This window comes from Pediococcus acidilactici DSM 20284 (assembly GCF_000146325.1).
Classification (GTDB): domain Bacteria; phylum Bacillota; class Bacilli; order Lactobacillales; family Lactobacillaceae; genus Pediococcus; species Pediococcus acidilactici.
In genome coordinates, this window is sequence record NZ_GL397067.1 from 1,607,068 (window position 1) to 1,632,348 (window position 25,281).

Below are 25,281 nucleotides of genomic sequence, written 5' to 3' on the forward strand. Positions count from 1 at the left end.
GTCACAATTTAATCTATCATTTAACAGGGTAAGTTTCAACTTAATCGCACCCAGTCGGGTACAATGTCACTTAATTTACTTAGTTTTGTAACTCCGCTGTAATCTTTTGTAACAAAAATAAAGTGCGCATTTGCCGTCTTAACCTAGCTCACTTAGCACCTCACAACCTACTCCTTAAGCTAACTTAGACAACGATAGCCATTATACACAAAAAACGACTGGAAGAACATATCCAGTCGTTTATCGATTGCGCAAAAAACCTTTTAAATCAGGGGTTAAGTCTCTTAGAATTTTCTTGTGACCTACTCGTTTTCATCCGTTTGCTTCCCATAAATCGAGCGCAAGCCGTTCAAGTCTTCTTCACTTAAGCCTTGTTGTCCCCGGTCAATGGGATACATGATTGAGGTCAAGCTTTGGCTATGGTCTAACCCTAACGCATGTCCCAACTCGTGAAGCGCGACCGATTGAGAAATCGAGCGGTCGTAATAAGTGTTTAATTTTGCCGAGGCATGGTTAGCAATCCGGCTGACGACCCCCTGTTGTTCAATCACGTCGGGGCCGCCCACCCCTAGTTCAATAGTCCGGTCTTGGTTTTCTGGCATGGCCTTTTGGTAAACGCCTAGCGTCACGTGGTTAAGCCAATTATGCATCGGCCCGGGTTCCAGGTCTACGATTCCCGTTTGGTTATACTGCTTAATTGCTTGTTGAAAGACCTTCTGAACGTTTTCTGGTGTATTCGGCGCAAAACTGTAGTAATAGGTCTTCGACAAATTCTTCCCCTTCACCACCGACTCAACCGGGGTTGCTTTTCCACTCGTTTGATCCGCCTTAGTCGCTTTATTCTGGTTAAAGTTCCAGTTGGAATCAATCACCGAATCTAAGCTGGTCGCCACTTTATTAATTCCCGTACGGAAGGTTTGCTGAACGCCGGCGGGAATTGTTACCACGTCATTTTTAATCAACCACGCCGCAATCCCGAAAATCAAAAGCCATCCCCAAAATGTTCTAAAACGCAAAAAGCATCCTCCTAGCGCGATTAGTTTAAGTTAAATAACGCATCGCTTTCCAATCCGATTGAAGATTTTTACCTTCTTGTATTTTAAAACGATTTAGGTCCTAACTAACCAAAAATTGCCTCACCTTTATAAAAAACTAAGCTTCTTGGTAATTTTGCAATACTTTGAGGAACTGTTCGCCATACTTGGCTAATTTATTTTCCCCAATCCCCTTAACGTCTAACATTTCATCCAACGTTTCCGGAAGCACCGCGCACATGTCACGGAGGGTTTTATCAGAAAAGATTACAAATGGCGGAACGTGTTGTTCTTCGGCTAAATCACGTCGCAACTGACGCAACTCTTCAAACAAGGCGTCATTAGTTGGCAATGATTTTTCAGCTCTGATCGCCACTTTGCGGGTTACCCGCTGCTTACCACGCAAAATATCTAGTCCGGCCGCAGTATTTTTCAAGACGGGATATTGGCCGCCTTCCATCGCGATTATTCCCGAAGCAACTAGGTAATCGATTAACTCGGTAACCTGCTTTTTAGTCTTTTGCTTCATTAGACCGTACGTCGATAACTTTTCAAAATGAAACTGCTTGACGCGCTGGTTTTGCGAACCGGTCAATACGAGCGCCACCATTTCTTTCCCAAACCGCTCGCCCATCCGGTGCATGCACGACAAAACTTGTTGGGTTTCAACGGTGATGTCTTGCGCTTCACGAGTGTCTAAACAGTTCCCGCAGTATCCACAGTCCAGACCATCTTCATGGAAGTAATTTAAAATGTAGCGTTGCAAACACATCTGGGTGTTGCCGTACTGACTCATTGCCTGGAGCTTCTGGTATTCGACTTCCTTACTTTCCTCGTCCCGTTCTGAACTTTCAATGTAATAATGTTGAATTTGCACGTCTCGCAACTTATATAGCAGGATTGCTTCACTAGGCAGCCCGTCCCGACCGGCGCGTCCCGCTTCTTGGTAGTACGCTTCAATGCTGCCAGGAATCTGATCATGGATAACAAAACGAACGTTACTCTTGTCAATTCCCATTCCAAACGCGTTGGTGGCAATCATCACCGGCACCCGGTCGAAAAGGAAGTCCTCTTGGTTCTGGCGCCGTTCCACCTTACTAAGTTGTCCGTGATACATCGTCACGTTGAACTTTTTCTTAGTTAAAATTCGATGAAGGCGCTCCACTTCCTTAACCGTGCTGGCGTAGATGATTCCGGACTGGTCCTGGTTTAACTTGAGGTAGTCCATTAAGAAGCGGTCGCTATCCTGGTTCTTAACCACTTTAAACGCCAAGTTTTCGCGCGCAAAGCCAGTTTGAACCTGTTCGGTAATTCCTAAACGTTCCTTGATATCCGAGGCCACCCGCGGAGTCGCCGTCGCCGTCAGCGCAATGATCGTCGGTCGCGTTGGCAAATGTTGCACTAGGTCAGTTAGGTTTAGGTAACTAGGTCGAAAATCATGGCCCCATTGCGAAATACAGTGGGCCTCGTCAATTGCCAATAGATCGATCGGTAAGGAAGCCAGCTGGTCAAAGTAATCGGAATCTAACCGTTCTGGCGAAATGTACAACAATTTCACCTGTCGATTACGTGCGGCCGCAAAGCGTTCGTTAATTTCCATGTAATCTAACGTACTATTAATGAAGGTTGCGGGAATGCCGTTGTCCACCAAGGTATCGACCTGATCCTTCATTAGCGAAATGAGCGGTGAAACCACGAGGGTCAGTCCCGATTGCATGAGGGCCGGAATTTGGTAGCAAAGCGACTTGCCGCCCCCGGTGGGCATGATTGCCAAGACGTTTTGCCGGTGAAGCACGGCGTCAATGACGCGCGCTTGCCCCGGACGAAAGGTATCGTAGCCAAAGTTAGATTTTAAAACGGTTTGTGGATCCATCGAATGCCTCTTTCTTTTTGTTGATAGTAGTTAAGTATAGTATGAAAGATTAGAGAACGGAAGCCCCTGGGTAGCTTGTGAGGATTAGCAGAAGCTAGTGATTAAGCACGGTCTTGGTGCTTGATTACTGGCTTTGGCTAACCGGAATAAGCTAGGGGCTGGAGTTCATTTTGGCCATATTGCAGAGAAGGAGCGTAATCCAGCCATTAAACGTGGGTTTGGCGATTAAGGCCTGGTTTGGGTTAACCGCAGAGCCTTGAGGGCTGAAACTCGTTTTCGATTGAGAGAACGGAAGCCACTGGGTAATCTTTGAGGATTAGTTTAATTTTGGAATTAATCGCGGGTTGGGCGGTTGATTCCAAAATTGGACTAACCGGAGAAGATTGGTGGCTGGAGTTCATTTTGGCTATGTCGCAGAGAACACACCCCACCAAAAAAGCGGAAATCCGCCACGCATGATTTCCGCCTTCATTTTGAAGTATGCTAGTCTTAAAGTCTTTTTATTTCCACTGATACTTCCAATCCTTTTGCGAATACGCCTGTTCCCAAAAATCATACTCTAATTCACAACTACGCAAAAAGCGGTGGGTAATTTCTTCTTTGCGTTGGGCACTTAATTTAGGCGCGGCCTCGTCCAGCATCGCAAATAGCTGGGTAACCGAATCGTCGCCAGTACCTTCTTCGTCACCCTGGTAGAATTCAATCCACGACAAGAAGGGGTTGTCGGGTGCGGCGTTTTCCACAATCGCTCGACTAATTTCATTGTAGGTCCACGGGCACGGCAACACGACCGCCGCGATGTCTAACAAATCCCCTTCGCGAACCGCCGTGAATAAATGCTCCGTGTACAACGCGGTTAATGGCCGGGGTTCAGCGTGCTGGTGTTCGGTTAATTCAATACCGGCGATGTCACACAAAATCTGGTGGGCCGCCGACTCATCCGCAAGCGAATATTGAATTTGTTCGCTGAAAAAACGCATCCGTTCCGTGGTTTGACTTTTCACCAACGCACCGGCAAAAACCTTCGCAAAGGCGTTCAAAAAACAGGTATCCTGCTCCACGTAAACCGCTAAGGCTGTGCTTGGAACTTTGCCCGCCTGAATCCCCTGCACAAACGGATGCTGTTGAATGTCGTGTAAAATTGGTTGGGCAGCTTGCTTTATTTCTTCGGAGAACATGCTACACCTCCTACTTGAGCGATCGTGGCTTTAATTTCAGCAATTTGCTGAGCAGGATCGGTCATTTGAATAAACATGCTGATGGCCGCAATTCCGGCCGCGCCAGTTGCCACCGTTTCAGCAACCCGTTTCAGTGTAATACCACCGATCGCAACTACCGGAAATTTACTCATCTGGACTAATTCACGTAATTTATCCACTCCTAGGGCATTCCCAGCATCGGCTTTGGAGTTAGTTTCGTAGACGGTTCCGGTTCCCAAGTAGTCTACGCCGTTCAACTGGTTGGCAGCGGTGATCTGTGCCGCGGTATTGCACGAAAGCCCCACGATCATTCGGTCGCCGACTCGTTCTAAGACTGAGGTAATCCGTTCGTCTTTTTGTCCGACGTGAATCCCCTCCGCCCCCACGGCCAACGCTAAATCTACGTCGTCATCAATAAACAACGGTATCTGATATTTCTGGGTAATCTGGTGACAAGCCCGGGCTAGTTCGACTACTTCGTCACGACTAGCGGTTTTCACCGCTCCTTTGTTGCGAAATTGAAAAGCGGTGGCGCCAGCTTGCACGATTCGTTCCACCGTCGGTAAGAAGTCCGTCTTGCTAGCCACGTCCTGGGTGCCGGCAATAAAGTAGGCTTGTAGCATTGTTGGATTAAATTTCATTTTCAACCTCCCGATATGCCCAGTGGTTCAACGGGCCGTGCCCGTGCCCCACCTGAATTCCGTCACTAATCGCGGCGTTAATAAAGGCTTTGCCAATTTGCAGGGCTTGTTTTAAAGATTTGCCCTTCGCAATTTCCGACACGATCACTGATGAAATCGTGTCGCCAGTACCGTGAGTGTTGTTGGTTTCATAACGAGGACTAGCTAACTCTAACTCGCTACCGTCCGCGAACAGAACGTAATCGCGACTTTCTGCTGAATCACTAAAATGACCACCCTTAATCAAGACGTTTTGTGCGCCCAGTTCCTGCAATCGCGCAGCAGCCACTTTGGCATCTGCGTTATTTTTAATTGGCATCCCCGCTAATTTTTCAGCTTCGGGGAGGTTTGGGGTAATTAGGTAAGCCAGTGGCAACAACCGGGTCCGCACCGCTTCGATGGCTTCGTCGCTCAGTAGTTTCGCACCGCCCTTTGCAATCATCACTGGATCCACCACTAAAGGTCCAAAATCATACTTTTGATAGTTTTCCACAACCGCGTCAACAACTGCCGAATTAGCCAGCATCCCCGTTTTCGCAGCTTTAATATCTAAATCTTCGGCCAGCGCCGCAAACTGGTGGTCGATAATGTGGCGCGGCATCACCGCCACGTCGGTCACTCCAAGCGTATTTTGAGCGGTCACCGCGACCACTACGCAGGTTCCAAAAACCTGGCGTTCCTGCATCGTTTTCAAATCCGCTTGAATTCCAGCTCCTCCGCCGCTATCCGTTCCGGCAATCGTTAAAACTTGCGCTGGCTTTTTTGTATCCATGCTAATCATTCCTCAACTTTCATTCTTTCTTCAACTTGGGCAACCGTGATGTTTGCTAATTCATCCATCAGCCCGCTCAAAAAACTTCCTGGCAAATACTGGTCGTGCAATTTTTCGGTAATCCGTTCACCGGCGCACGACAAGGTCAAGCTTGCGTTAATCGCCGCCTGCAACGGGTTCGGTCCGACTGCACAAAACGCGGCTGCTAAACTCGAAAGTAAATCTCCCGAACCCACCACCGCCGGCAAAAGTCGGGTTTGGTTGTGAATCTCGACCACCCGGGTTCCATCACTAATGTAGTCGGTTGCCCCACTCGCGATCACCACGTTATGGTACTTTTGTGCGCAAGCTTTCACCACTTGATGTGCGTCCCCTTCGCCGTTTCCCGCGTCAATTCCGCGGGTTTGCCAATCAATTCCCGCTAATACCGCAATTTCGCCTAAATTACCACGAATTACGTCGAACTGATACTTTTTCAACAACCGGAAGTTTAATTGCTGCCGGTACTGAGTTGCCCCGACCGCTACCGGATCCAAAACGAGCGGTTTTTGTTGGTCGTTAGCCGCTTGGCACAACGTTTCGATGTCTGCCCAGCCTTCTCGACGTACCGCTCCAAGGTTAATGGTCACCGCGGACGCCAAGCGGACCAGTTCTTCGGCTTCGCTTTCCTCTTCGCTCATAATTGGGGAAGCCCCCACCGCGTTTAACCCGTTCGCTACTAAAAACGGGGTCACAAAATTGGCGTAGTTAACCACCACTGGGTTAACCTCCCGAATTCGCTTAATTCCTTGTAAATCCATTTGATCAGCTCCTCATTCATATCTCCACCAAGTAGTGTACCGAAGGCGGTCGCTACTAGCGAACTATCGCTGCAGATTGACGACCGCGTTTACTAACATCCTCCATCGGCAACCAACAAAAAAACCACCCTTGAGAAGGATGGTTTTCGCCCAATAAACACTTTCCTTCGCAAGTATCAACTTACAGGTTCAAAGGGATCACGCTGCACAAGCGCATCTCAGTTCTTCTACGAACACCCCTAGTGTAGATATTATTTTATTTGAATATGAATTCGGTTTCATAATACGCCTTTTAACTCCCTTGCACAAGTCCGTGAGCATATAAATTCACTTTTAAGGGCGCCCCCTGCTAAAATAAAGATGTACCAAAAATATTCAAAGGGGGATAATATTTATGGATAAAGACAGAATGGAAAACACTAAGGACAAAGTTGCAGGTAAAGTACACGAAGGTGCTGGTAAGTTAACTGGCGACAAGAAGGAAGAAAGCAAAGGCAAAGCGCAAAACATGGCGGGCAAAGTTAAAGACAAACTTGCTGACGTAAAGGATTCCGCTGCCGGCGCAATGGAAGAATTAAAGGACAAGTTAGACAAGAAAGACGATAAAGATCACGAATAATTAAAAAACCGCGCTTGCGGTTTTTTGTTTGGCCTAATCACATAGCTGGAAACTAATTCCTACCAGCCCATCATTCTAGAGTCTCTTCTCCCAATTCAATTTTCTACATACATTTTAATGAAGCGTTTTTTCTAATTGTACTCAATCCCTCGAATAAAAAACGGTTAAAATATTTAGAATGATAGAATCAACCGCACTAAGGAATTGGTTTACTCCAACATAACAAAATCCCCATCAATCACCTAAACCATGATTAATGGGGTTTTATTAATGCTCACAAACTATCCGACTTTGGTCCCACTGTTTGTAACATCTTCCATGAATTATTGAATATTAACGTCTGAAACTTGATAAAAGGCATTTGCTGTATTAGCAATATTCCATACGCTTAGGATCACGTGGTATCCTTTTTGGTCCGGAATGTTGACCTTGTGCGTTACTTCGGTTCCTGGGGTTGCCCCGTGATCATCAAAACTAGCAATTTTCTTGAAATCACTGAATTTTAACGGTTTGTTCGGGTCCCAGCCTGGTTTGGTAATGTAGTAATCCCACGTACTTGTACTGTGAGGAGCGGTTAGATGCCAGGTAACATCAAGTGGCCCACTCTTAATTGGGGTCTTGTACCAACGATCGGCAGTTTGCTCGTCTAATTGAGAAAACTTGGAAATCCCCGCACTCGCAATTTTACCATCGATAAAGGTATTTTTCGGTGCTTCGATGCTTTGCGGTTCGTACATTACCGGACCAATATTTTCGTTCAATGGTTTACCAGGAAACTGGCTGCTTCCTAAATAGGCTCGACCACCAGGATTAGTAACAAATCCGTGGGCAGAAGCCTTGATTGCGCCTAATCCTAACACAACAACTACAATACTAGCAACAACTAAAACGTAACGAATAAATCGGTTACTTGACTTTACCATAATACATCCCTCCTTATGTCTATAAGATAACATGATAAAAAAATCTGTTCTACAAAAACGCTTACACAAATAAAATGCCGGTATTCGTTAACGGCCTTCGTAGTTGATGCCGATCAGACTCGTTCCCCTACATAATAATGTCCTTTAAAAATCTTTCCAGGATAAAGAAAGCTTTAAATCCCTCACATTTCACATCCGATACACTTTTATAAAGCTAAGTTCACCATCCTAGTTGGACAGCTCTTATGCAATCTCCACGATCGACAGCTCATAAATCAAGGCACAAAAAATGGGTAACCAAAACTTGGTAAACGTCCTTGTTTTGGTTACCCAGTGAAAATTAAAATTTAACAGACTTTTAGTTATTTCCATATTACTCGCGCTGATGGCGATTTCGTTTGGCTAAGTCAGGATAGCTTTGAAACAGCTTGCGTAACTCGGCTTGAAGTTCGGGATCGTTGCGTTTGCGACCGTGTCCCCGATATTTCTTCATGATTTCGCGTTGTTTCTTCCTTAAATCATGCAAATCAACGTTATTCGCACTCAAGAACTGATCCTGTTCGGCTTCCGGAAGTTCCGTAACGTCTTGGAAGTCCGTGTAATCATGCCGGGTGACCACAAACGAAAAGACCGGAATTGCCAAGTAGATAACTACGGCCCACTTCGGATAGAAATAGGCTAACACTAAAATTAGCACGCTCGCGAAGCCAAGAAAGTTGTTGTGGTTATCATAAATCTTATGGAAAATTTGTCTCATTTCGTGGTGGCTAGTGTACTTTTGTTTGATAACTTCATAACTGAGCCACATAAACAGGATGCTGACGATCATGGTCAACACCCCATACGCCATTACGGTAGTCCGATTAGTGTCATAAATAATGACTTTGGTAAAAATTGGCGTCAAGCTTAAGAACGCCAAAAAGGTAAACTCCTTAACGAAAACGCGATCGTTCATGGTGTCACTATCCTTGAACAACATGGCGTGTTGGTACCAAATGTTGGCTACGAAACAAAAACTAATAAAGAAAATGCCAATGCTTTTCCCGAATTGTAAATATTCACTTAACGCATCGTGTTGCGGTAACGGCAGCTCCAACACCATGATAGTAATGATAATGGCGATTACCGCATCACTAAACGCATCCATTCGTTCCTTCATTTTTTTCAATTGCTCTTTTCATCCCTATTCCACGTGCTTGCCATCGATGATCACAACGTCGATGTGCTTTGCCACGCGATTTTTTTCTGGAGGCAGCTCCATGTAGTCTCCGTACATGCGGGTTAAAATTTTATCATAATGCTTGGGAATGGCAACCTCAAGATTTTCAAACTTATGCTTGGTTAACTCGGTGAGCTCCCGCTGGCTCAGAACCTCTTTATCGTAGGCATATTGGGAAGCATAATTCTTATAATGGTGAAACGGCTCGTGATTATACAACCGCATGATGTTTTCCCGCCGTTCCTTTAGCTTTGCGACGCTCATGAAGAGGTCCAAGCTCTTGTCCTTAGGATCCTTACGAAACGGCGTCTTAATGACGTTGTACCCAAGCCGCAGTAAGATTGCCGTATCCGCGATTTTGAACCGGTTATAAACCGCTTGGCGAATTTCGGGTTGACGAGGAACCTTATCAAACGGGAAAATGTCGATAAAGATTCCCTTCCGCGCGTCGTTGACGTTGTTTTTTTCTTCAATATAAGTATTGGTATCTAAAATTTTCATATAACTAAACGCAAAATTAGGATCCGTATCCGCAGTTTGCATAAAGTAATGGTTATGTTGGAACTCAACCGGCGCCACGGTTGCAAATTTATCATAATTTTCCCGGGTCATTCCCAAGTCGACATCGTCGTCCCACGGAATAAATCCATCGTGTCGAATTGCACCCAATAACGTGCCGCCAATTAGCATATATTTAATATCATATTTATCGCAAATGTTCGTAACCACTTGTAACATCTGCAACTGCACCCGATGCAGTTCTTCAATTTGGCTCATGGCGTCCCTTCCTTTCATCTTCTAGAATAATTGTTACATTTAAGGATTGGTTAAGCAATAGGCAAAGAAGTTTGATTTTTTTGGGGAATGTAATATGATAATGGCAGACGGGAGGGAGTTTTTATGAAACCAACACAAAACAATCTTTTAGGTTATCTATTGAAGAATTTACAGAATTCAGAATTAGTTGAACGCCTTTTACGCAACTTGCAGGGCCAACAATTGGCTTACCGCCCCATTCCGATTGAAAATGACAAGAAACGTCGGTAAAATAGAACGTATGTTATAATATTTATGTAACATGATTTCGGGGTCGTTATGGATTCGACAGGTATGGGTCGAACTGTAACTGCATTTCGTAGGTTACGTCTACGTAAAAACGTTCAGTTTAATTATAACTGCAAAAAATAATAACAATTCTTACGCTTTAGCTGCCTAAACAGTAGCTTAGCGTGATCCGCCTAGTCTCGTCCACGGGCTAGTAACGGGTCTCAAAAAGAGTGGACTTGCGCTTAAGGATTGGCCTGGATGCTTAAGAAGAGGATTTACAGACTAGCGTTTTAATGAGGCCCTGACATACGGCAGCTTAATTCGTGAATTTAAATAGTATGGATATGAATGTAGAGGTTACAGTGGCGACATGCTTGGACGCGGGTTCGACTCCCGCCGACTCCATTTTTGCTATTCCTTCCCGTTGTATACAGCGTTAAAACGTTGATATGACGGGATTTTTTTGTACTTCTAAATATTCATGTTTTGCTTAAAATTGCACAGAATTGACCTAAAACTTAGCCAAAAGCTTAGCCAATTTTTTTGGTACTTATTCCTATTATGGCAAGGTTTAAAGCACTTATTTTTTACAAAAATTCTATAAAGCTTAGCCAATTTTAGTTATTTGGCCTCAACGTAATTTTCAAACCTCTGCAAAGCTGCTACATTCTGTTGTTCTGTCGTATGAGTGTACACGTCGAGCGTAACGCTACTGTCTGCTCTTGAGTGTCCCAATCTCTGTTGAGTCTCCTTAAGACCTACTCCAGACTGATACAGTAGTGAGGCGTGTGTGTGCCTAAACCCGTGAATTGAGATGTGTTTGAGTCCCGTGGCTTTAATAGCTTTATTAAGCCATTTGGTGGGGGTATTCATGGAGCGAAAATGATTTCTATTGCTAGCAAATACTAACTGATCAACATTGTTAGTATTGAAGCCCATCCCCAGAAAAGTCTCGCGTTGAACACCCTTCCATTGCCTGAGGTATCGCATGGTACTGTCATCCAAGTCGATTGTACGGCGTCCAGCCCTACTCTTCGGAGGTTGTACGATTAGCTTCCCACCTAATCCCTGCGTTAGGGTCTTATTGACCCGCAACGTATTGTCCTCAAAGTTGATATCCTTCCACGTTAGCGCTAGTAATTCCCCTTTTCTGATACCAGAATAAGCCAACACCCTGAACATCGTGAATTGTTCTACGTCTCTTTCGGGAGTCACGTAATCGAAAAAGGTATTCAGTTCGTCTCTGGTCCAGAAGTTTTCTAACTTTTCGCCTGCCTGTTCCTGTACTCGTGGCATTGTTACTAGCGTGCAAGGATTCCGCCCCACGTACTCAGCCCTAAGCGCGTAATCAAAAATCATCGAAGCGTAATTCAGCCATTTCTTATAGGATTTTGCTTCCAGAAACCACTTATTAACAACCCTCTGGCACACGTTGGGTGTGACTTGATCAATAAGCATATCCCCAAAAGCTGGTAGAACATGGACGCGAATAATACGTTGAGTCTTCTCTAGCGTTGACTCACGTACGGTCAAACGGTACTGTTCCATCCACTCCGCGCAAACATCCCTGAAAAAGCGTCTCTCATCCTCCTGTAGTCCTCTTTTTTCGATTTCCAATTCTAATCTACTCAATACGATGGAGGCTTCTTTCCTCGTCTTAAAGCCACGTCTCCTAGTGGTCTTTTGGCGCCCGGTTAGAGAGTCAACTCCCGCGTACACCTGAAATTCATATCTAATTTTTCCTGTTTTTGTTGTATATTTTTTAATTTTTGCCATTTTTATTTTCGCTCCTGTGTTGCTTGCGAGGCTCACATTTTTTGAAAATATTGGGATGACCTCCCGTGTTGCAGAGTCAGACCTGCAACAGCTACATGTTACATTTAAATCTTTGTTTAGGCAACTCAAAAAATAAATTTAAGAGATTTCACAATTTGTTTGTGAGATTTCTTTTTTTTATACATATTATCTGCAGAGGCATAGAAATGTATCTGATTGATCTTTTTTGTATTTTCTTGGCATTTTCTCGTTTTTTTATACATATTAGTAGTGTAAAGGTATTTTTTAATATTTTTTACTTGAAACTCTTTTCACACCCTATATAAGGCGCATCATACATAGTCACGTAATAGTGGCTTAAAAATTAATTGGAGGATATCAATATGGAATTAACCCAAGTAACTGAAAATAAGGAATTAATGGAACAACTATCAATTATGTTTAACCCAGCTCCTCGCTACATGAACAAGAAAGAGGCGTGCAAATATATGGGAATATGCTACAGAACTTTCCAGAAGGCTATTGCCGAAGGATTGCCCGCCGTGCAGATTGGAGGTGTTCTACGCTTTGACCGTTTAGCCATCGATGAATACCTGAAGAATAAAATCATTTAATTAATAAAAAATACGCTTGCGAGGCTTATTTAAGAATAAAAATTATTTAACTAAGTATAAAAAATTTAAGGAGTAAATATTATGAGAGACGCACTTAAGCAAATAGGAAATAAAGAACGCGGAACATATGTGGGAGTTGTTAGCAGACTGGGTTATAAGACTGGATACAACGGGCATGGCAAGCCTACCTTTTTGATAATAAATTTAACGGATATTAATGGAAATCTAGTAGCTGATCATCTGTGGATTAATTACACTAAACAATTTCAAAGTTTGGGTATTTTGGCTACAGGTGATGAAGTTCAATTCAATGCTAGGGTGTCTAGTTATCTCAAGGGTTATCAAGGGAATGACTCCACCATAAGAAAAAAACATCCTATTCAATATGACTATAAATTAGAATATCCTTCTAAAGTTAGATTACTAACCAAAAGAAAGCTTCAATCAGTACCAGAAACCAATTGGGAATTCCTCCAATATATATTAGAGGAAAATAAAGACTTCTATCTTAAAAGGGCTAAAAATAGCCAATAAAATGAATATTTTATACCAAATAAACACCCTACAAACGTTGATATGACGGCATTTTTGGATTTTAAAGCTATCAAAATGCTAAGTAATTGGAGGAATTACTATGAATAACGAACGAGAACACTTCACGGGGACAGTCATAGGTTTTAATATATACACAAATGATAACGACACTAAGCAAAGACCTGTAATCTATATCAGAAATGTAAGTGGTTCTAAACATCATTTTGATTTTGCACATCTAACTTACACTAAGGATATGCGGGATAACATCGGAATGTTAAAAAAATATGATTGGATAGAGTTTGATGCCCGTATTAAGCAAGTTAATCACACCATCCCCCTAAAGCCAGAGTTGTTAAACCCGACTAAGGCAGGACTTTTGAGACCTTCACGTAGTTGTAAACCTATCTCAGAAGGCAAAACATTTAACATGATTAATAACTATTTAAAATATCGTACGGCATAGACATAATAATTAGATAGCTTCAGGAGTTATTCATATGCGGGCTTTGCATGTGGATAACATAACTAATAGTAGTTATATATTAGAGTCGTGAATCACTACAGTATTAATTAATGATAATGATGTAGTTCCAAATTAGGATTACATGTTAATTATTCTAGTAATTATTAAGTTAGCTACTAGTTGTCTTGGACTTTTCATTTTGAAACCCACAAAATGAAAAGATTGTTCAAATTCCATTCTGGAATTGTGCCCAATGACTATAAATCCTTGACGGTAAAATAGTCAATCACTTTATATATAAGAAACGACTAAATTACCGTGAAGCAATTATATATATTTAGTATAGATAAATTGACTTAAATTAATTAAAAAATGGTACAGGTCTTATATAAGGTATCTAGCAAATTTTAACGAAAAAAACAAAATAGAGGTGTGTGTATGAGCAATGGAACCGTGAAGATGTTCTTATGCGTAGGCAACGCAGGAACTGGAAAAACAACGGCAATAAATGATGTACTAAGAAATATTGATGATAATGATGTATTTCTGACTACACCTAACAAAACAGCCAGTAGCAGATTGCAAGGTAGTATTAAACGTGTAAATAAGTTATTAAAGGTAAGGGTTAACTTTGGTAGTTATAGCACTAATAAAGCAAGTAATATAATTATTGATGAATTTGGGAAGATGGCGAGCATTACCTTTGAATCCTTACTAATGCATGTTAATAACCAAAAAGAATCAGGACAAGATGTAAATATTTATTGCTATGGAGATAGCCACCAGCAACCAGCCATTAAAAAATCAGGTGCTTTAGATGCACTTTGGATGCAAAATGAATATAATAAACAAATATTTGATGATAATGATGACAAGAATTTTAATGGTCTAATGAAACAACTATATAAGAATATAAAAGACGGTACATTTCTTGATGTAGTTGATGACTGGAAAATTTATATTGATAGCATTCAGGTTAGAGTATTGAGAAAAAACTATAGAATGGATGCCGTTACTAGTTGGAATGCTAAAGATTTTAATGAAGAATTTTATCAGGAATTAAGAAGTGAACATTCATTTAACCATAATTATCAAATGCACCTAAAGCAATGTTTTAATGATGGGTGGATGATAATAAGCCCTGATTACAACAGAATCAGAGAAGCCAACGATAAGTTAGAAGATGGAAATATAATTCCAATTGAAGACTTTCCCTTTGTCTCACCAAAAAAGAAAGATTCTGAAATCTATCTCAATCCCTTTAATAAATATTTAGAAAGATTGAAAAATACTATCCCAGATATTCCAACTATTGATAAAGAATCAGTTGATCCTGACTATTGGAATTTCATGTGTGGAAGTGTAACAGATAACATACAAGGTATGGAATTTGATAAAGTATGCTTCTATATGGGAAACCGACCAATTCCCCCTCAAAGTCATGATTTTTATACAATTAATAACCTTCATACTGGATTAACCAGAGGCAAGAAAGATTGGATGTATATAGGAAAATTAAGTTGTTTTGACCAATTATTAAGTACGCCTCGTAGAGATGCATGGGAACAATTAGAATTAGATAATAATAATAGAGCACTGGAAGAAGTTGTGAAGAATGCAACAAAAGAATATTTTGGAGACCCTAACATTAATCCATATAGTGACTATAAGGAAATTATGAATAAGTGGAATATTAAAAAAGGTGTTTGGAGTGAATCAACTTTTGCAATTGAATTGAAGAAGAAAATTAAAAAAGATAAATTAGATATTCCACTGTATTTGGATTGGGCTACGAATATTACTAATAAATCTAAACAAGTTGGTAACTCTTTAGGCGGTAAAAATAAGACTGGTAAAGGTAAGAACCAAAGTATATACAATAATTTATCAAATGAATTAAAGCAACAATTACCGAAAGATAGAAGCGATAGAACTATTACAAGCAAGGATTTTTCAAAAAAGTATGGAATGACAAAAGAGCAATCCAGAAAATTAAATAATTAATTGCTAATGGTGGCAGATTTTTAACCACCATACATACAGCCTAATTCGGTAAATTGCCGAGTCAGGTTTTTGCCACTTTTGGCAGAATAATATATTTAACCGTGGAAAATATTTTTAACAAGAAAAGTCGATGTGGTACCTTGTGTATATATTTGAGGTGGCGAGGCATTAACAGAATTTTCATCTTTTTTTCTAAATCACCCCCCGCCCTATTAAATAGGCATTTCCATCGATATTAATTTTTAAAAAATCATATTTCTATGTTTTAGTTTGCCTCAATCTTCCTACACCTATCCAACTATATAAATATTCATTATTGTGTATAAACATTCAATATATGCATAAAAAGTCCTAGCGATCAGCTAGAGCCACATATATTTTTTATTTCGTTTTTTATTTTAATTTTGAGATTGCAAAAGTCTTGACCTTCCACCACAAGCGAGCAACTAGGCACAAGCATAAACGCATCATCTATATACATATCATGTATATCAGCAACACAACATACCAACTATAAGGTGAGCACATAAGTAACTAGGTATAGACACCAAGGCAAACCACAAGCAATGACGGAGCCACCAGCGACAGCATAGGACAGACAGCCGAGCCACTCAAGAACACTAAGACTATAGACCACAAGTACATGACACAAGATACACACGTACGACACCACACACAAGCATAGACACATATATAGTAACCACTCATACAGTAGCCATATAAGACACATAGGAGAGCGTAAAATATCTTGTGTAAATGCATAAAAGATTTCTGAATTGCATAGAAATAGGGAATGCCTTCCTTTATGATATTTAGTAACCACAGAAAACATCACAGGAGGCATTCCCCATGAATGAACTTACCACAGAAATTATCGCTGCACTAGCCCAAAAGCAAGATTTGGACGAAGTTTTTCGTCACCACCTCGAAATTGCGATTAACCAGCTGCTTCAAACCGAATTGGCAGAGTTTTTGGGTTACGAACGCTACTCATACGCTGGGATTAACACTGGTAATAACCGCAACGGCAGTTATGAGCGCTCGTTTGATACGAAGTACGGCCAACTTAACTTAACCATTCCTCGAGATCGCAATGGCCGGTTTGAAAATCATACCTTGCCAGCCTACGGTCGGCACAGTGATAATTTAGAAACAACGGTCATTCAGTTGTATACCAAGGGAATTACCACTGCTGAAATTGCCGAACTCATTGAGAAAATGTACGGTGCTCACTACTCCAAAGCTACGGTTTCCAACATGACTAAAGCCGTCAATGAACAGGTTCAAGCTTTCCAGCAACGTCGACTGGCTTCAGAATATGCGGCCATCTTCTTAGATGCCACTTACTTGCCGTTAAAGCGGGATACCGTTCAAAAAGAAGCCGTTCATATTGCGATTGGCATTCGTCCAGATGGTACGAAAGAAGTGCTGAACTACCAAGTGGCGCCAACGGAATCGACTGGAATCTGGACTGAACTGCTGGGAACCTTGATCAAGCAGGGCGTTAAAGATGTGCTGTTGTTTGTGGCCGATGGGTTAGTTGGTTTGGATGAAGGCTTGAATCGGCATTTCCCTAAAGCCAAACGACAACGTTGCCTGGTTCATGTTGGGCGGAATCTGATGAACAAAGTTCGCGTAAAAGACCGCAAGGCCGTGATCAGTGACCTTAAACAAGTTCATCGGGCCGCCAACCGTGAAGCAGCCGAACTGAAACTGAATGAGTTCGCCAACAACTGGCATCAGACCTATCCCAAATTAATCAAAGATCTGCTTAAAATGCCGAATTTACTTACTTTCATGGACTTTCCACCAGCTATCCGGCAATCACTATACTCCGCTAACCTGATTGAGAACTTTAATAAGCATCTCAAGCGCACCACCCACCACAAAGAACAATTTCCAACGGAAGATTCACTGGATCGCTTCCTGGTTTCTCAGTTTAATGTTTATAACGAGAAGTCTCTGAAGCGGATCCACCGAGGGTTCAAAGGACTCCAGGACCCCTTGGAAGCATCATTTATTTAAGTTAGATACATATTACATGTACGAAGGCATTTCATTTACACAAGATTCTTGACGCTACCAGTATAGTCCCTAGTCTGATAATATTTGTTGTATTTTTCTGTATTTAGTTATTCGATGATATCGAGGCTAATATGTCAGCCTTCCAATCAGCGTCGAAATCAGTTTCGATTATTGGTTTATATGAAGTATCTACGGCATCCCAAATAACCTTTTCGTTTACACCTTTATCATGTAACCATTTAATCAACGTATCAATTGTCAGAGGATATATGGTTGCACGAACAGAGCGATGTTGGACAGCGGTTTCCTCTAAATCGGTTGCAGCCACAGAACGCCAAATATTTTCGGTGTTCTTATCAACAGCGTCAGTAATGAAATATGTTTGAACCGGAACAGTGCGACTAGCAGAAAGATTGACGGTATGCCTAAGTACTGGTTCCCACTCCCCACGTTTAATGGCATTCTTATCCATCAGTGTTACTTCAAGAAATAAAGTACGATCCTTGTATTCTATGGTAATGTCACCAGAATTTTCATCTTGCTTCTTCTTTTGTCCTCCTGCTTGTGCCACAGGTAATCCTTCTGAATCCAGCGTAAGGTTCATTGACTCTCGCAAACTATACTTCTCCTCTGAAATGTAATACCAGGCAACCGCAATTTGAAAGACTGGTCCATCTGATTGAACCCAATGACACATTGATCGTCATAAAGTTAGATCGTTTTGCTCGTAATACTAGAGAAGCATTGAACTTAATTGATGACTTATTGAAAGAAAAATAATGATTAAGGTTTTAAATTTAGGAACGATAGATAACACCCCAATTGAGCGTATGATTGTCAGAACCTTGCTATCGGTCGCGGAGATGGAGCGTGATATGATTATCGAGCGTATGCAAGCCGGTAAAATATTTGCAAGGCAACACAATCCCAACTATAAGGAGGGTATACCCAAAAGAAAAGAAGATAGCCGGAATATGGCTATCTTTGAATATTCTAACTCTCATACTGTGAAGGAAGCCGCTGAAGCTATTAAATTATTGAAAGGAATCAGCCTTTTAAAAAGTCAACAAAGCAATTCTGCTTTAAATCATATTAGGGTATCACAAATACTTTACAAATATTTTTTGCGTCGCAACCAAAGCCAGCAAATTAGGCTTAGTATAACAGAGATAATCAGCACAGCAAAAACACCATAAGAAGATTTTTCAAACGGGACATGGACATTGATTCCCCAAAAGCCAAAAATAATCGCTGGAATAGTCAAAACGATTGATATCTCTGTTAGAGTTTTCATAATCATGTTAAGCTGATACGAAATCATATTGGTTATCATATCTTCCAAATCATCCAAATATTGGCTGTAACCTAAAATAATTCTATCCATTGTGTCGCTTGTATCGTATATCTCATCAATTATTTTTTTGGTGGTAAAATCAATATCATTAATAGTTGTGAAATTTTTGTTAATGAAACCCAGCGCTTTGTGATTAGCGCCATAGGTTGTTGACAAAGCTATCATGTGTTTTTGAAGAGTCAATAAATCACCAAACGTTGGTCTGAGTGGACCGGACGTTGATATTTCTGATTCTAAATCATCAATTTTTCCCTTGACTCCACGAAGGTCGTTAAGCATCACATGGAAATCTTTTTGCATGATCTTTAAAAGTACTTCCTCCATGAAATTATTGACATCACGTAAAACCATATTGGATAAGAGTTCGGGAATGAATTTTAATTTTTGTTTTGTAAAAATTATCAACTTATTTTTAAATACCAAGAAAACAATAGATGTCATCAGATTATGTAGATGCCCACCTTCATGTACCTCGGGAAACAAAAAACTTACGAGCAAACTTTTTTCATCGTTCCGATCTATCATCGTGTCATATGCAACTTGATCATCAAACGTTAGTATATTGCCTATTTTAAGGTCATATTTATGTTCAAAAGATTCGATATATTCTCGTTCGTCACCATAAACATAAACAACGGAAGAATTTTTGATATTTGATTCTGACGAAACTAATAATGTATCTTTTGTTAAAGAATAAGTTTTCAGCATTGTAATCCTCCTGCTTTATATTTTTCTCAAAAATAAATGCGTAATTGTTGTGAAATAAATACGTTATCAGTTTTAAAAACATTTTGTCTTATGTATGATAACCTGCCAAAAATTTTATCTCACACATTATCTAGACAATCTTGTCTCCAACTTCTAATGTATTATCTAATTTATAATTATAGACCCTAATTTAAGGAATGTTTTGGTAACCACCTAGGATCATAGTTAACTCATAGCAAAACTCCTGGTATTTTACTTAGAAGTCAATAAATTAATTGGACTGCTTTATGGTGGTAAGTTATGACGTATTTTAACACCTTTAATTATAAGGCACAAAAAAAGCGACACAATTGTTAAGTTATGACGCAGTTTATATATTCATTTAGCGGACATTAACCCATTTATTAATAAAAACTGGACTTAGAATGCGTTTCTCAAACGTCAAAACATGAAAAAACGCCTATTTCTAGGCGCTTTTTACGATTATTGTTGTAAAGTTTGTTGAGCTTTTTTAGCTCTTGGCTTTTTCAAATCTGGATTATCCTTTGCACCTGAAGATGGAAAGGGGACTGCTTCTTCTGCTTATGGTGGTCTAGGCATGGCTTTAGGTAATAACGGATTTAACGTTATCGGTGCTTTGTTCCTTAGCCAGGTTCGACTAGGATTTATAGTCTTTGGTATATTCACATTTGCTGGCGTATTAATTACAACTTTGATTGTCCATGAGCCTTCTAATTTAGATGAAACCTCAACTAAAAAGAAAGAAAAGTTTTCTTTAAAAGATGTAAAGTTAATTTTTCCTTCTTGGCAAATTGGCGCGACTACTACCTAGCTCTTATAGGAAAAATGTTTCAGGGAGTTGGAAACTTTGCAATTACAGGATACATTTTATATATAATGACCGACTTTCTTCATCGTGGTAATCAAACTCAATCTTCTATCCAACTTGTTAACATGATTATGCTTATTTTTGGCATTTTGATGGGATTAGTCGCTGGGCCACTATCTAATAAATTTAAAATACTGAAATTACCAGTAGGTCTCTCAACTATCTTATTAGCAATTGCAGATCTCTCCCTGTTCTTCTTAAGAAATAATACTGGTATTATTCTTTACGCCTTAGCTGCCGGTTTAGGAATGGGCTTATGGAACGCACTTGATAATTTATTAAACTTAAAAGTTATCCCCGATCAAAATCGTGTTGCATTTTTCTTAGGTGTTTACAACTTAGGTAATACAATTACACAAGCTATCGCACCCGTTTTAGCCGCTGCCGTCATAATTCTTTTTGGTTATTCTGGAATTTTTATTGTTTCATTTATTTTTTCCTTGATTGGTGGTATTTCAATGCTATCGATTAAATCATTAAAACGTTAGTAAGATATTTTTTAGCAATCCTTATTTAAAGTTAAGGATTGCTTTTTGTTCTCTTCAGTTGCAATCGCTTGCAACTCGCACCTATCCTCTGCTATGCTCGTGCCAACAATGGTAATTGTTTATTCACCTAAATTTAGGATGGAGGTAATTAAATGACTGAAAGTTATCAATTTGATGTTTTGTACTTAGGCGCGGGGCATGGTGCCTTCGACGGGGCGGTTCCACTAGCTAATAGTGGTAAAAAAGTCGCCATTATCGAAGCGGACAAAATCGGGGGAACTTGTCCAAACCGTGGATGCAACGCGAAAATTACGCTGGACAACCCGGTTCAACTTTTACGCCACCAAGAACGCCTTGATGGCATTGTAAATGGTGACTTAAAGCTGGATTGGACTGCCAATGTAGAACATGAACACGAAGTCATCGACGGCTTGCCGGACATGATTACTGGTTTACTCGACTCTGTTGACATCGAAATTATTCACGGTCGTGGAAAATTTGTTGATGCTCACACCATCGAAGTGGATCAACAGCGCTACACCGCTGACAAAATCGTGATTGCAACGGGGCTACGTCCCCACCATCTAGATGTTATGGGCTCAGAACTTACGCATGACAGTACCGATTTTATGAACCTCAAACAGCTTCCTGAAAATATCGTAATTATTGGCGCGGGCTATATCGGCATGGAATTTGCCACGATTGCCAATGCTGCCGGCGCGAACGTCACTGTACTTTTACGCCATAATCGGGCGTTGCGCAAATTTAATCAAGATTACGTAAAACAAGTCATTGCCGACCTCGAAAAACGAGGGGTGAAGTTCATTTACAACGCTCAGGTGGATCGTTTTGAGGAAGACGGTTCTCATTTTACCGTGTCTTATAACGATCACGAAACCCTCACCACCGACTGGATTTTGGATGCTACCGGACGAATTCCTAACATCGAAAACATCGGATTAGACGAAGTAGGCGTTAGTTACAATGCTAACGGGATCGAAGTTAACGATCATCTTCAAACTAACATTGATAACATCTATGCTTCTGGTGATGTGCTTGATAAAGAACAGCCTAAGCTCACCCCGACTGCGATCTTTGAATCTAGTTATTTAACCCAACTTTTCACAGGAAAGACTACTGACGCAATCAACTATCCGCCCATCCCAACCATTGTCTTTACCTCACCACAAATCGCACAGGTTGGTATGAGCGTCGAAGAAGCTCAGCAAAATCCTGATTACACCATTAAAACTAATCATCTTCCTGACGGATGGTTCCGCCAAGTTGATAAGGAAACAATTGGTGATAACACCTTGATTTACGATCAAGACCATCATCTTGTAGGAGCAGCTGAAGTTAGTGAACATGCTGCCGATGCAATTAACGTTTTATTACCAGCAATTGAGTTTCAATATACAGCTGAACAACTAGGCCGCATCGTACCTCTCTTCCCTACTTTGGGAGCGGACGTCTGGTCACAGATTTAAAAAAACGCTGAGCCTCTTTTAAGGAGACTCGGCGTTTTTTTATTATTTAGTAAATTCAGCAATTGCATCATCAATATGTTGCCGTACTACCTCAACATGATCCATTTCATCATCTTCTACATGTGGTAAAGGATTACGTGCTCGTCCTACACTTACCCCACGTTTAGCTAAGATTAACTTCATCACATCATATAAATTACCTTTAAATGATGTCAATTCTGAAATTAAATCATTAATTTTAAGTTGAATTTGAAGAGCTTTTTCAAGGTCATCCTCACGAACGCACCGATCCGCTTCCATTAACAATTCTGGATAAACACCATAAGTTCCACCTATACCTGCATCGGCCCCCATTACGCGTCCACCTACAAATTGTTCATCTGGCCCACTGAAAACAATATTATCTTTACCAGCACGTAATTTCCACATATTGATATCCATTACTGGCATGGATGAATTCTTAACCCCAATAACTTGTTCTTTTGCCATCATACGTTTAAATAAGTTTTCTGATAGTGCATAACCGGTTGTTTGCGGAATATTATATATAATGAAATCTAAATTAGTTACTTCCATCATGCTTGTCCAATATGCTTCAATTGCGTGTTCAGGTAATCCAAAGTAAATTGGTGGGATTGCAGCAAGGGCATCCACTCCAATACTTTCAGCATGCTTTGCTAACTCGCTTTGAATCTCATTTCATGTTTTACGTTCTTATCCCTTTCTATATTTTATATTGGTGCTATTAAAAAGCCAATTAAGGCGTTTATTTTTGTGTTTCAGCCATTTTTATAGATTAAACGGATAATTAGTCGTTTTAACTATAAAATTGCTTATATGGCATTTTATAGCTTTTAACGACTATTTACATTTTTTGCATTTCTAATTAATTCAGATACTCCGTCCCTAAGTCCATTGATAAATTATTCTTCGCTATCTGGTTTGTTGAGTGTTCAAACTTGTATTCACGTTGTAGTTTAGAACTACCGTAATTTTCAAACATATTTTTCATAGTGATATATAAATAGTTCTCGTAATTTTTAGTCTGTTTATCGTCGCTTCGCAAAGCATTAAAATACCGACGCAAGGTTTGTGTGATCTTGGTTTGTAATTCTGGTTCATGATCTAAGATAAAAAATAGATGATGATCTTTGTGTAAATCTTGGACATCTCGTCTAGCATTTAGAATAATCCCAATAGTTTTTTTAATGATTTTAGGATTATTATTTGCCCATAGACTAATTAGTCGTATTGTTTCTGGTTCAAATGGAATAGGGTTATTATCTTCTTCTGTCAAAAATTCTTTTGCATGTTGTACTAGGTCTTGATTTTGTTTTTCAATTTGAGCATTTGAAAAATTAGCAGTGGAAAAATCTAGCTGTGCAGTCTCTTTATAGTATCTATTAGTATCTAAGTTATTATATTCTTCTTGATTAACTGCAGAATTTTCAGTTCCGCTTGTACCAAGGGTTTCAGCGTTTTCTTGTCGGACTGCAGAATTTGCAGTTCCGCTCATATCAAGGGTTTCAGCCGTTTTATTAGAAAAATCAGGCATTTTATAAACATCGGTTGCTGTAAGATGGAGTTGTCCTAAATAAAGCCGATTAGGCAAATTCTTTTTTTGCTTTGGATCAAACCCCACACTTTCTTGTCGTAACAATCCAAATTCTTCTAATTGCTTTTTAATAGAAATTACTTTGTGTTCTGAACAATTAAGTAATTCTTTTAGTTCTAAATTGGTAAATGTAAAAAACACTTTATTATTTTCAGGTACTGTACCCTGTCAAGTTTGCACTTTAAATAATAAAAATTAGTTGGCCTTGCCAAAGCGATATTCTGCTGCGGTAAGGTCATTTCTTTTCGCTGAGATAAATTTCTCGGTAAAATATGTAATGCCTTCTTTGACTTGTTGTTTTAGTTCTACCAACGTTTGAGCTTTAGGAAGATGAGCTATCCAAATTGCTTTGAAATCAGCCCACCAGTGCTCGATTACCGCATTATCTGCCGGTGTTCCCGGAGCTGAGTAGCTATGCTGTGCATTGTTAATCACTAAATACTGGTTGAATGCTTTTGAGGTATATGCTGCTCCACGGTCAGTATGGATAAGCGGAGCTAATGCTCCTTCATTTACTCGTGCCCTTTCAAATGCTTTAATAGCCCCTTCCGCGGTTTCAGTAGGTGTAATTAACCAACTTACTGGATACTGGCCATATAGATCTAATACCACATGCAGTCGAACCTTATTAAGCCGTACTCCATATGTTATTTCTGTGGTATCCGTAACCCAAACTTGATTAGCTGCTGTCTGATTGAATTGTCGCTTGAGGATGTTTTCAGCTTCATAAGCTTGCTGAGTCTGGATACGCTTGCGAGTCGGCTGACGATAGTCAGCCTTGATTCCATGTTCCTTCATTATTCGAATGATACGTTTCTTATTCACATTGTAAGAAATTTGTTGGCTCAAATTGATTAACCTAGTCATCTTGTCATAGCCAACACTTTGCTTATGCTCATTCTCTAACTGCTTAATTAATTGAAAAATCTCTGACTCTTCGATTTCGCGCTTACTTGGCTTATGTTTGAGCCATTTATAGTAAGCCTGCCTTGTTATTCCAGCTGCTTTGGTTAATTCACTAACTGAGTAGCCTTCGGCTATCATTTCCTGAATCGCTTGATATCGTCCGGTCGTTTCACCTCCCGATTTTGTATTTCGGTAGATTGCAAATTTAATCCGAATTTTTGGACAAATTTGTCAGCACAACCTGATACG

25 protein-coding genes, 1 other RNA gene, 1 pseudogene and 1 riboswitch are annotated in these 25,281 nt (G+C 40.3%); of the genes and pseudogenes, 12 read left to right on the top strand and 15 right to left on the bottom strand.

Features of this window, described 5'->3' with window-relative positions:
- Positions 1-302: 302 nt before the first annotated feature.
- From HMPREF0623_RS07700 to thiM, 6 genes are all read right to left on the bottom strand, one after another.
- On the bottom strand, positions 303-1,016 hold the full coding sequence (locus HMPREF0623_RS07700; RefSeq protein ID WP_004166607.1) for a matrixin family metalloprotease: 714 nt from the start codon (positions 1,014-1,016) through the stop codon (positions 303-305).
- Between the two features lie 136 nt (positions 1,017-1,152).
- On the bottom strand, positions 1,153-2,907 hold the full coding sequence (recQ, locus tag HMPREF0623_RS07705; protein ID WP_004166608.1) for a DNA helicase RecQ: 1,755 nt from the start codon (positions 2,905-2,907) through the stop codon (positions 1,153-1,155).
- 500 nt (positions 2,908-3,407) lie between these two features.
- The gene (gene tenA, locus HMPREF0623_RS07710; RefSeq protein WP_004166611.1) at positions 3,408-4,085 is read right to left on the bottom strand and encodes a thiaminase II; all 678 of its coding nucleotides are present in this window, start codon (positions 4,083-4,085) and stop codon (positions 3,408-3,410) included.
- The gene (thiE, locus tag HMPREF0623_RS07715) at positions 4,067-4,747 is read right to left on the bottom strand and encodes a thiamine phosphate synthase (protein WP_004166614.1); all 681 of its coding nucleotides are present in this window, start codon (positions 4,745-4,747) and stop codon (positions 4,067-4,069) included. Before thiE ends, tenA begins: the two co-directional genes overlap by 19 nt.
- Entirely contained in the window at positions 4,737-5,567 is an 831-nt protein-coding gene (gene thiD, locus HMPREF0623_RS07720) for a bifunctional hydroxymethylpyrimidine kinase/phosphomethylpyrimidine kinase (RefSeq protein WP_004166615.1), read from the bottom strand. Before thiD ends, thiE begins: the two co-directional genes overlap by 11 nt.
- On the bottom strand, positions 5,564-6,358 hold the full coding sequence (gene thiM, locus HMPREF0623_RS07725; RefSeq protein WP_002831226.1) for a hydroxyethylthiazole kinase: 795 nt from the start codon (positions 6,356-6,358) through the stop codon (positions 5,564-5,566). Before thiM ends, thiD begins: the two co-directional genes overlap by 4 nt.
- Before the next feature lie 145 nt (positions 6,359-6,503).
- Positions 6,504-6,609: riboswitch (TPP riboswitch) on the bottom strand.
- A 143-nt stretch (positions 6,610-6,752) separates the two neighbouring features.
- Between thiM and HMPREF0623_RS07730 the strand changes: the two genes are divergently transcribed.
- Positions 6,753-6,977: a CsbD family protein gene (locus tag HMPREF0623_RS07730; RefSeq protein WP_002829841.1), complete on the top strand. Its 225-nt coding sequence runs from the start codon at positions 6,753-6,755 to the stop codon at positions 6,975-6,977.
- A 323-nt stretch (positions 6,978-7,300) separates the two neighbouring features.
- On the opposite strand, the gene HMPREF0623_RS07735 is transcribed toward HMPREF0623_RS07730, so the two are convergent.
- The 3 genes from HMPREF0623_RS07735 to HMPREF0623_RS07745 all read right to left on the bottom strand — a co-directional run bounded on the left by HMPREF0623_RS07735 (position 7,301) and on the right by HMPREF0623_RS07745 (position 9,896).
- Positions 7,301-7,900 (bottom strand): lytic polysaccharide monooxygenase auxiliary activity family 9 protein, encoded by a 600-nt coding sequence (locus HMPREF0623_RS07735; protein WP_002829843.1) that lies wholly within the window; start codon positions 7,898-7,900, stop codon positions 7,301-7,303.
- A 373-nt stretch (positions 7,901-8,273) separates the two neighbouring features.
- A complete protein-coding gene (locus HMPREF0623_RS07740; protein WP_004166616.1) occupies positions 8,274-9,059 on the bottom strand; it encodes a TMEM175 family protein in 786 nt (261 codons plus the stop codon).
- Between the two features lie 24 nt (positions 9,060-9,083).
- Complete coding sequence (locus tag HMPREF0623_RS07745; RefSeq protein ID WP_002829847.1) at positions 9,084-9,896, bottom strand: LicD family protein; 813 nt, start codon at positions 9,894-9,896, stop codon at positions 9,084-9,086.
- Positions 9,897-10,019: 123 nt separating this feature from the next.
- Between HMPREF0623_RS07745 and HMPREF0623_RS09675 the strand changes: the two genes are divergently transcribed.
- Positions 10,020-10,166, top strand: coding sequence for a hypothetical protein (locus HMPREF0623_RS09675; RefSeq protein WP_002831223.1), 147 nt, complete (start codon positions 10,020-10,022; stop codon positions 10,164-10,166).
- Positions 10,167-10,205: 39 nt separating this feature from the next.
- Positions 10,206-10,574, top strand: a transfer-messenger RNA (tmRNA) gene (gene ssrA / locus HMPREF0623_RS09480).
- Positions 10,575-10,787: 213 nt separating this feature from the next.
- Here ssrA and HMPREF0623_RS07750 read toward each other — a convergent pair.
- Positions 10,788-11,942, bottom strand: coding sequence for a site-specific integrase (locus HMPREF0623_RS07750; protein WP_036671415.1), 1,155 nt, complete (start codon positions 11,940-11,942; stop codon positions 10,788-10,790).
- 383 nt (positions 11,943-12,325) lie between these two features.
- Here HMPREF0623_RS07750 and HMPREF0623_RS07755 point away from each other — a divergent pair, with 383 nt between their 5' ends.
- From HMPREF0623_RS07755 to HMPREF0623_RS07775, 5 genes are all read left to right on the top strand, one after another.
- Positions 12,326-12,556 carry an excisionase family DNA-binding protein gene (locus HMPREF0623_RS07755; RefSeq protein WP_004166620.1) on the top strand — a complete coding sequence of 77 codons (231 nt, stop codon included), beginning with the start codon at positions 12,326-12,328 and terminating at the stop codon, positions 12,554-12,556.
- A gap of 81 nt (positions 12,557-12,637) precedes the next feature.
- Positions 12,638-13,090 carry a hypothetical protein gene (locus HMPREF0623_RS07760; protein WP_004166621.1) on the top strand — a complete coding sequence of 151 codons (453 nt, stop codon included), beginning with the start codon at positions 12,638-12,640 and terminating at the stop codon, positions 13,088-13,090.
- A gap of 100 nt (positions 13,091-13,190) precedes the next feature.
- Positions 13,191-13,556, top strand: a complete 366-nt coding sequence (locus HMPREF0623_RS07765) for a hypothetical protein (protein WP_004166622.1) — start codon at positions 13,191-13,193, stop codon at positions 13,554-13,556.
- Between the two features lie 438 nt (positions 13,557-13,994).
- On the top strand, positions 13,995-15,560 hold the full coding sequence (locus tag HMPREF0623_RS07770) for an AAA family ATPase (RefSeq protein WP_004166623.1): 1,566 nt from the start codon (positions 13,995-13,997) through the stop codon (positions 15,558-15,560).
- Between the two features lie 849 nt (positions 15,561-16,409).
- A complete protein-coding gene (locus HMPREF0623_RS07775; protein WP_004166624.1) occupies positions 16,410-17,585 on the top strand; it encodes an IS256 family transposase in 1,176 nt (391 codons plus the stop codon).
- Between the two features lie 103 nt (positions 17,586-17,688).
- On the opposite strand, the gene HMPREF0623_RS07780 is transcribed toward HMPREF0623_RS07775, so the two are convergent.
- A complete protein-coding gene (locus HMPREF0623_RS07780; protein ID WP_229785794.1) occupies positions 17,689-18,201 on the bottom strand; it encodes an AlwI family type II restriction endonuclease in 513 nt (170 codons plus the stop codon).
- A gap of 26 nt (positions 18,202-18,227) precedes the next feature.
- Here HMPREF0623_RS07780 and HMPREF0623_RS09490 point away from each other — a divergent pair.
- Positions 18,228-18,622, top strand: a pseudogene (locus HMPREF0623_RS09490) (recombinase family protein); the annotation flags it as partial.
- Positions 18,623-18,696: 74 nt separating this feature from the next.
- Here the strand turns inward: HMPREF0623_RS09490 and HMPREF0623_RS07785 are convergent.
- Positions 18,697-19,647, bottom strand: coding sequence for a magnesium transporter CorA family protein (locus tag HMPREF0623_RS07785; RefSeq protein WP_004166626.1), 951 nt, complete (start codon positions 19,645-19,647; stop codon positions 18,697-18,699).
- A gap of 598 nt (positions 19,648-20,245) precedes the next feature.
- Here HMPREF0623_RS07785 and HMPREF0623_RS07790 point away from each other — a divergent pair.
- The 3 genes from HMPREF0623_RS07790 to HMPREF0623_RS07800 all read left to right on the top strand — a co-directional run bounded on the left by HMPREF0623_RS07790 (position 20,246) and on the right by HMPREF0623_RS07800 (position 22,511).
- Complete coding sequence (locus tag HMPREF0623_RS07790) at positions 20,246-20,479, top strand: hypothetical protein (protein WP_004166627.1); 234 nt, start codon at positions 20,246-20,248, stop codon at positions 20,477-20,479.
- Entirely contained in the window at positions 20,452-21,024 is a 573-nt protein-coding gene (locus HMPREF0623_RS07795; RefSeq protein ID WP_229785793.1) for an MFS transporter, read from the top strand. Before HMPREF0623_RS07790 ends, HMPREF0623_RS07795 begins: the two co-directional genes overlap by 28 nt.
- A gap of 152 nt (positions 21,025-21,176) precedes the next feature.
- Entirely contained in the window at positions 21,177-22,511 is a 1,335-nt protein-coding gene (locus HMPREF0623_RS07800; RefSeq protein ID WP_002831210.1) for a dihydrolipoyl dehydrogenase family protein, read from the top strand.
- Between the two features lie 42 nt (positions 22,512-22,553).
- Here the strand turns inward: HMPREF0623_RS07800 and HMPREF0623_RS07805 are convergent, their stop codons facing one another.
- From HMPREF0623_RS07805 to HMPREF0623_RS07815, 3 genes are all read right to left on the bottom strand, one after another.
- Positions 22,554-23,204 carry a dihydrodipicolinate synthase family protein gene (locus HMPREF0623_RS07805; protein WP_080542511.1) on the bottom strand — a complete coding sequence of 217 codons (651 nt, stop codon included), beginning with the start codon at positions 23,202-23,204 and terminating at the stop codon, positions 22,554-22,556.
- Positions 23,205-23,397: 193 nt separating this feature from the next.
- Positions 23,398-24,267 carry a hypothetical protein gene (locus HMPREF0623_RS07810; RefSeq protein WP_004166630.1) on the bottom strand — a complete coding sequence of 290 codons (870 nt, stop codon included), beginning with the start codon at positions 24,265-24,267 and terminating at the stop codon, positions 23,398-23,400.
- Between the two features lie 54 nt (positions 24,268-24,321).
- A complete protein-coding gene (locus tag HMPREF0623_RS07815) occupies positions 24,322-25,170 on the bottom strand; it encodes an IS3 family transposase (RefSeq protein WP_004166631.1) in 849 nt (282 codons plus the stop codon).
- Between the last annotated feature and the right edge of the window lie 111 nt (positions 25,171-25,281).

What these genes read in the sequence shown, in the direction of transcription:
- recQ (WP_004166608.1), bottom strand. Translation starts at nt 2,907, where the DNA reads ATGGATCCACAAACCGTTTTAAAATCTAACTTTGGCTACGATACCTTT.
- tenA (WP_004166611.1), bottom strand. Translation starts at nt 4,085, where the DNA reads ATGTTCTCCGAAGAAATAAAGCAAGCTGCCCAACCAATTTTACACGAC.
- thiE (WP_004166614.1), bottom strand. Translation starts at nt 4,747, where the DNA reads ATGAAATTTAATCCAACAATGCTACAAGCCTACTTTATTGCCGGCACC.
- thiD (WP_004166615.1), bottom strand. Translation starts at nt 5,567, where the DNA reads ATGATTAGCATGGATACAAAAAAGCCAGCGCAAGTTTTAACGATTGCC.
- thiM (WP_002831226.1), bottom strand. Translation starts at nt 6,358, where the DNA reads ATGGATTTACAAGGAATTAAGCGAATTCGGGAGGTTAACCCAGTGGTG.
- HMPREF0623_RS07730 (WP_002829841.1), top strand. Translation starts at nt 6,753, where the DNA reads ATGGATAAAGACAGAATGGAAAACACTAAGGACAAAGTTGCAGGTAAA.
- HMPREF0623_RS07735 (WP_002829843.1), bottom strand. Translation starts at nt 7,900, where the DNA reads ATGGTAAAGTCAAGTAACCGATTTATTCGTTACGTTTTAGTTGTTGCT.
- HMPREF0623_RS07740 (WP_004166616.1), bottom strand. Translation starts at nt 9,059, where the DNA reads ATGAAGGAACGAATGGATGCGTTTAGTGATGCGGTAATCGCCATTATC.
- HMPREF0623_RS07745 (WP_002829847.1), bottom strand. Translation starts at nt 9,896, where the DNA reads ATGAGCCAAATTGAAGAACTGCATCGGGTGCAGTTGCAGATGTTACAA.
- HMPREF0623_RS09675 (WP_002831223.1), top strand. Translation starts at nt 10,020, where the DNA reads ATGAAACCAACACAAAACAATCTTTTAGGTTATCTATTGAAGAATTTA.
- HMPREF0623_RS07750 (WP_036671415.1), bottom strand. Translation starts at nt 11,942, where the DNA reads ATGGCAAAAATTAAAAAATATACAACAAAAACAGGAAAAATTAGATAT.
- HMPREF0623_RS07755 (WP_004166620.1), top strand. Translation starts at nt 12,326, where the DNA reads ATGGAATTAACCCAAGTAACTGAAAATAAGGAATTAATGGAACAACTA.
- HMPREF0623_RS07760 (WP_004166621.1), top strand. Translation starts at nt 12,638, where the DNA reads ATGAGAGACGCACTTAAGCAAATAGGAAATAAAGAACGCGGAACATAT.
- HMPREF0623_RS07765 (WP_004166622.1), top strand. Translation starts at nt 13,191, where the DNA reads ATGAATAACGAACGAGAACACTTCACGGGGACAGTCATAGGTTTTAAT.
- HMPREF0623_RS07770 (WP_004166623.1), top strand. Translation starts at nt 13,995, where the DNA reads ATGAGCAATGGAACCGTGAAGATGTTCTTATGCGTAGGCAACGCAGGA.
- HMPREF0623_RS07775 (WP_004166624.1), top strand. Translation starts at nt 16,410, where the DNA reads ATGAATGAACTTACCACAGAAATTATCGCTGCACTAGCCCAAAAGCAA.
- HMPREF0623_RS07785 (WP_004166626.1), bottom strand. Translation starts at nt 19,647, where the DNA reads ATGCTGAAAACTTATTCTTTAACAAAAGATACATTATTAGTTTCGTCA.
- HMPREF0623_RS07790 (WP_004166627.1), top strand. Translation starts at nt 20,246, where the DNA reads ATGGCTTTAGGTAATAACGGATTTAACGTTATCGGTGCTTTGTTCCTT.
- HMPREF0623_RS07800 (WP_002831210.1), top strand. Translation starts at nt 21,177, where the DNA reads ATGACTGAAAGTTATCAATTTGATGTTTTGTACTTAGGCGCGGGGCAT.
- HMPREF0623_RS07815 (WP_004166631.1), bottom strand. Translation starts at nt 25,170, where the DNA reads ATGATAGCCGAAGGCTACTCAGTTAGTGAATTAACCAAAGCAGCTGGA.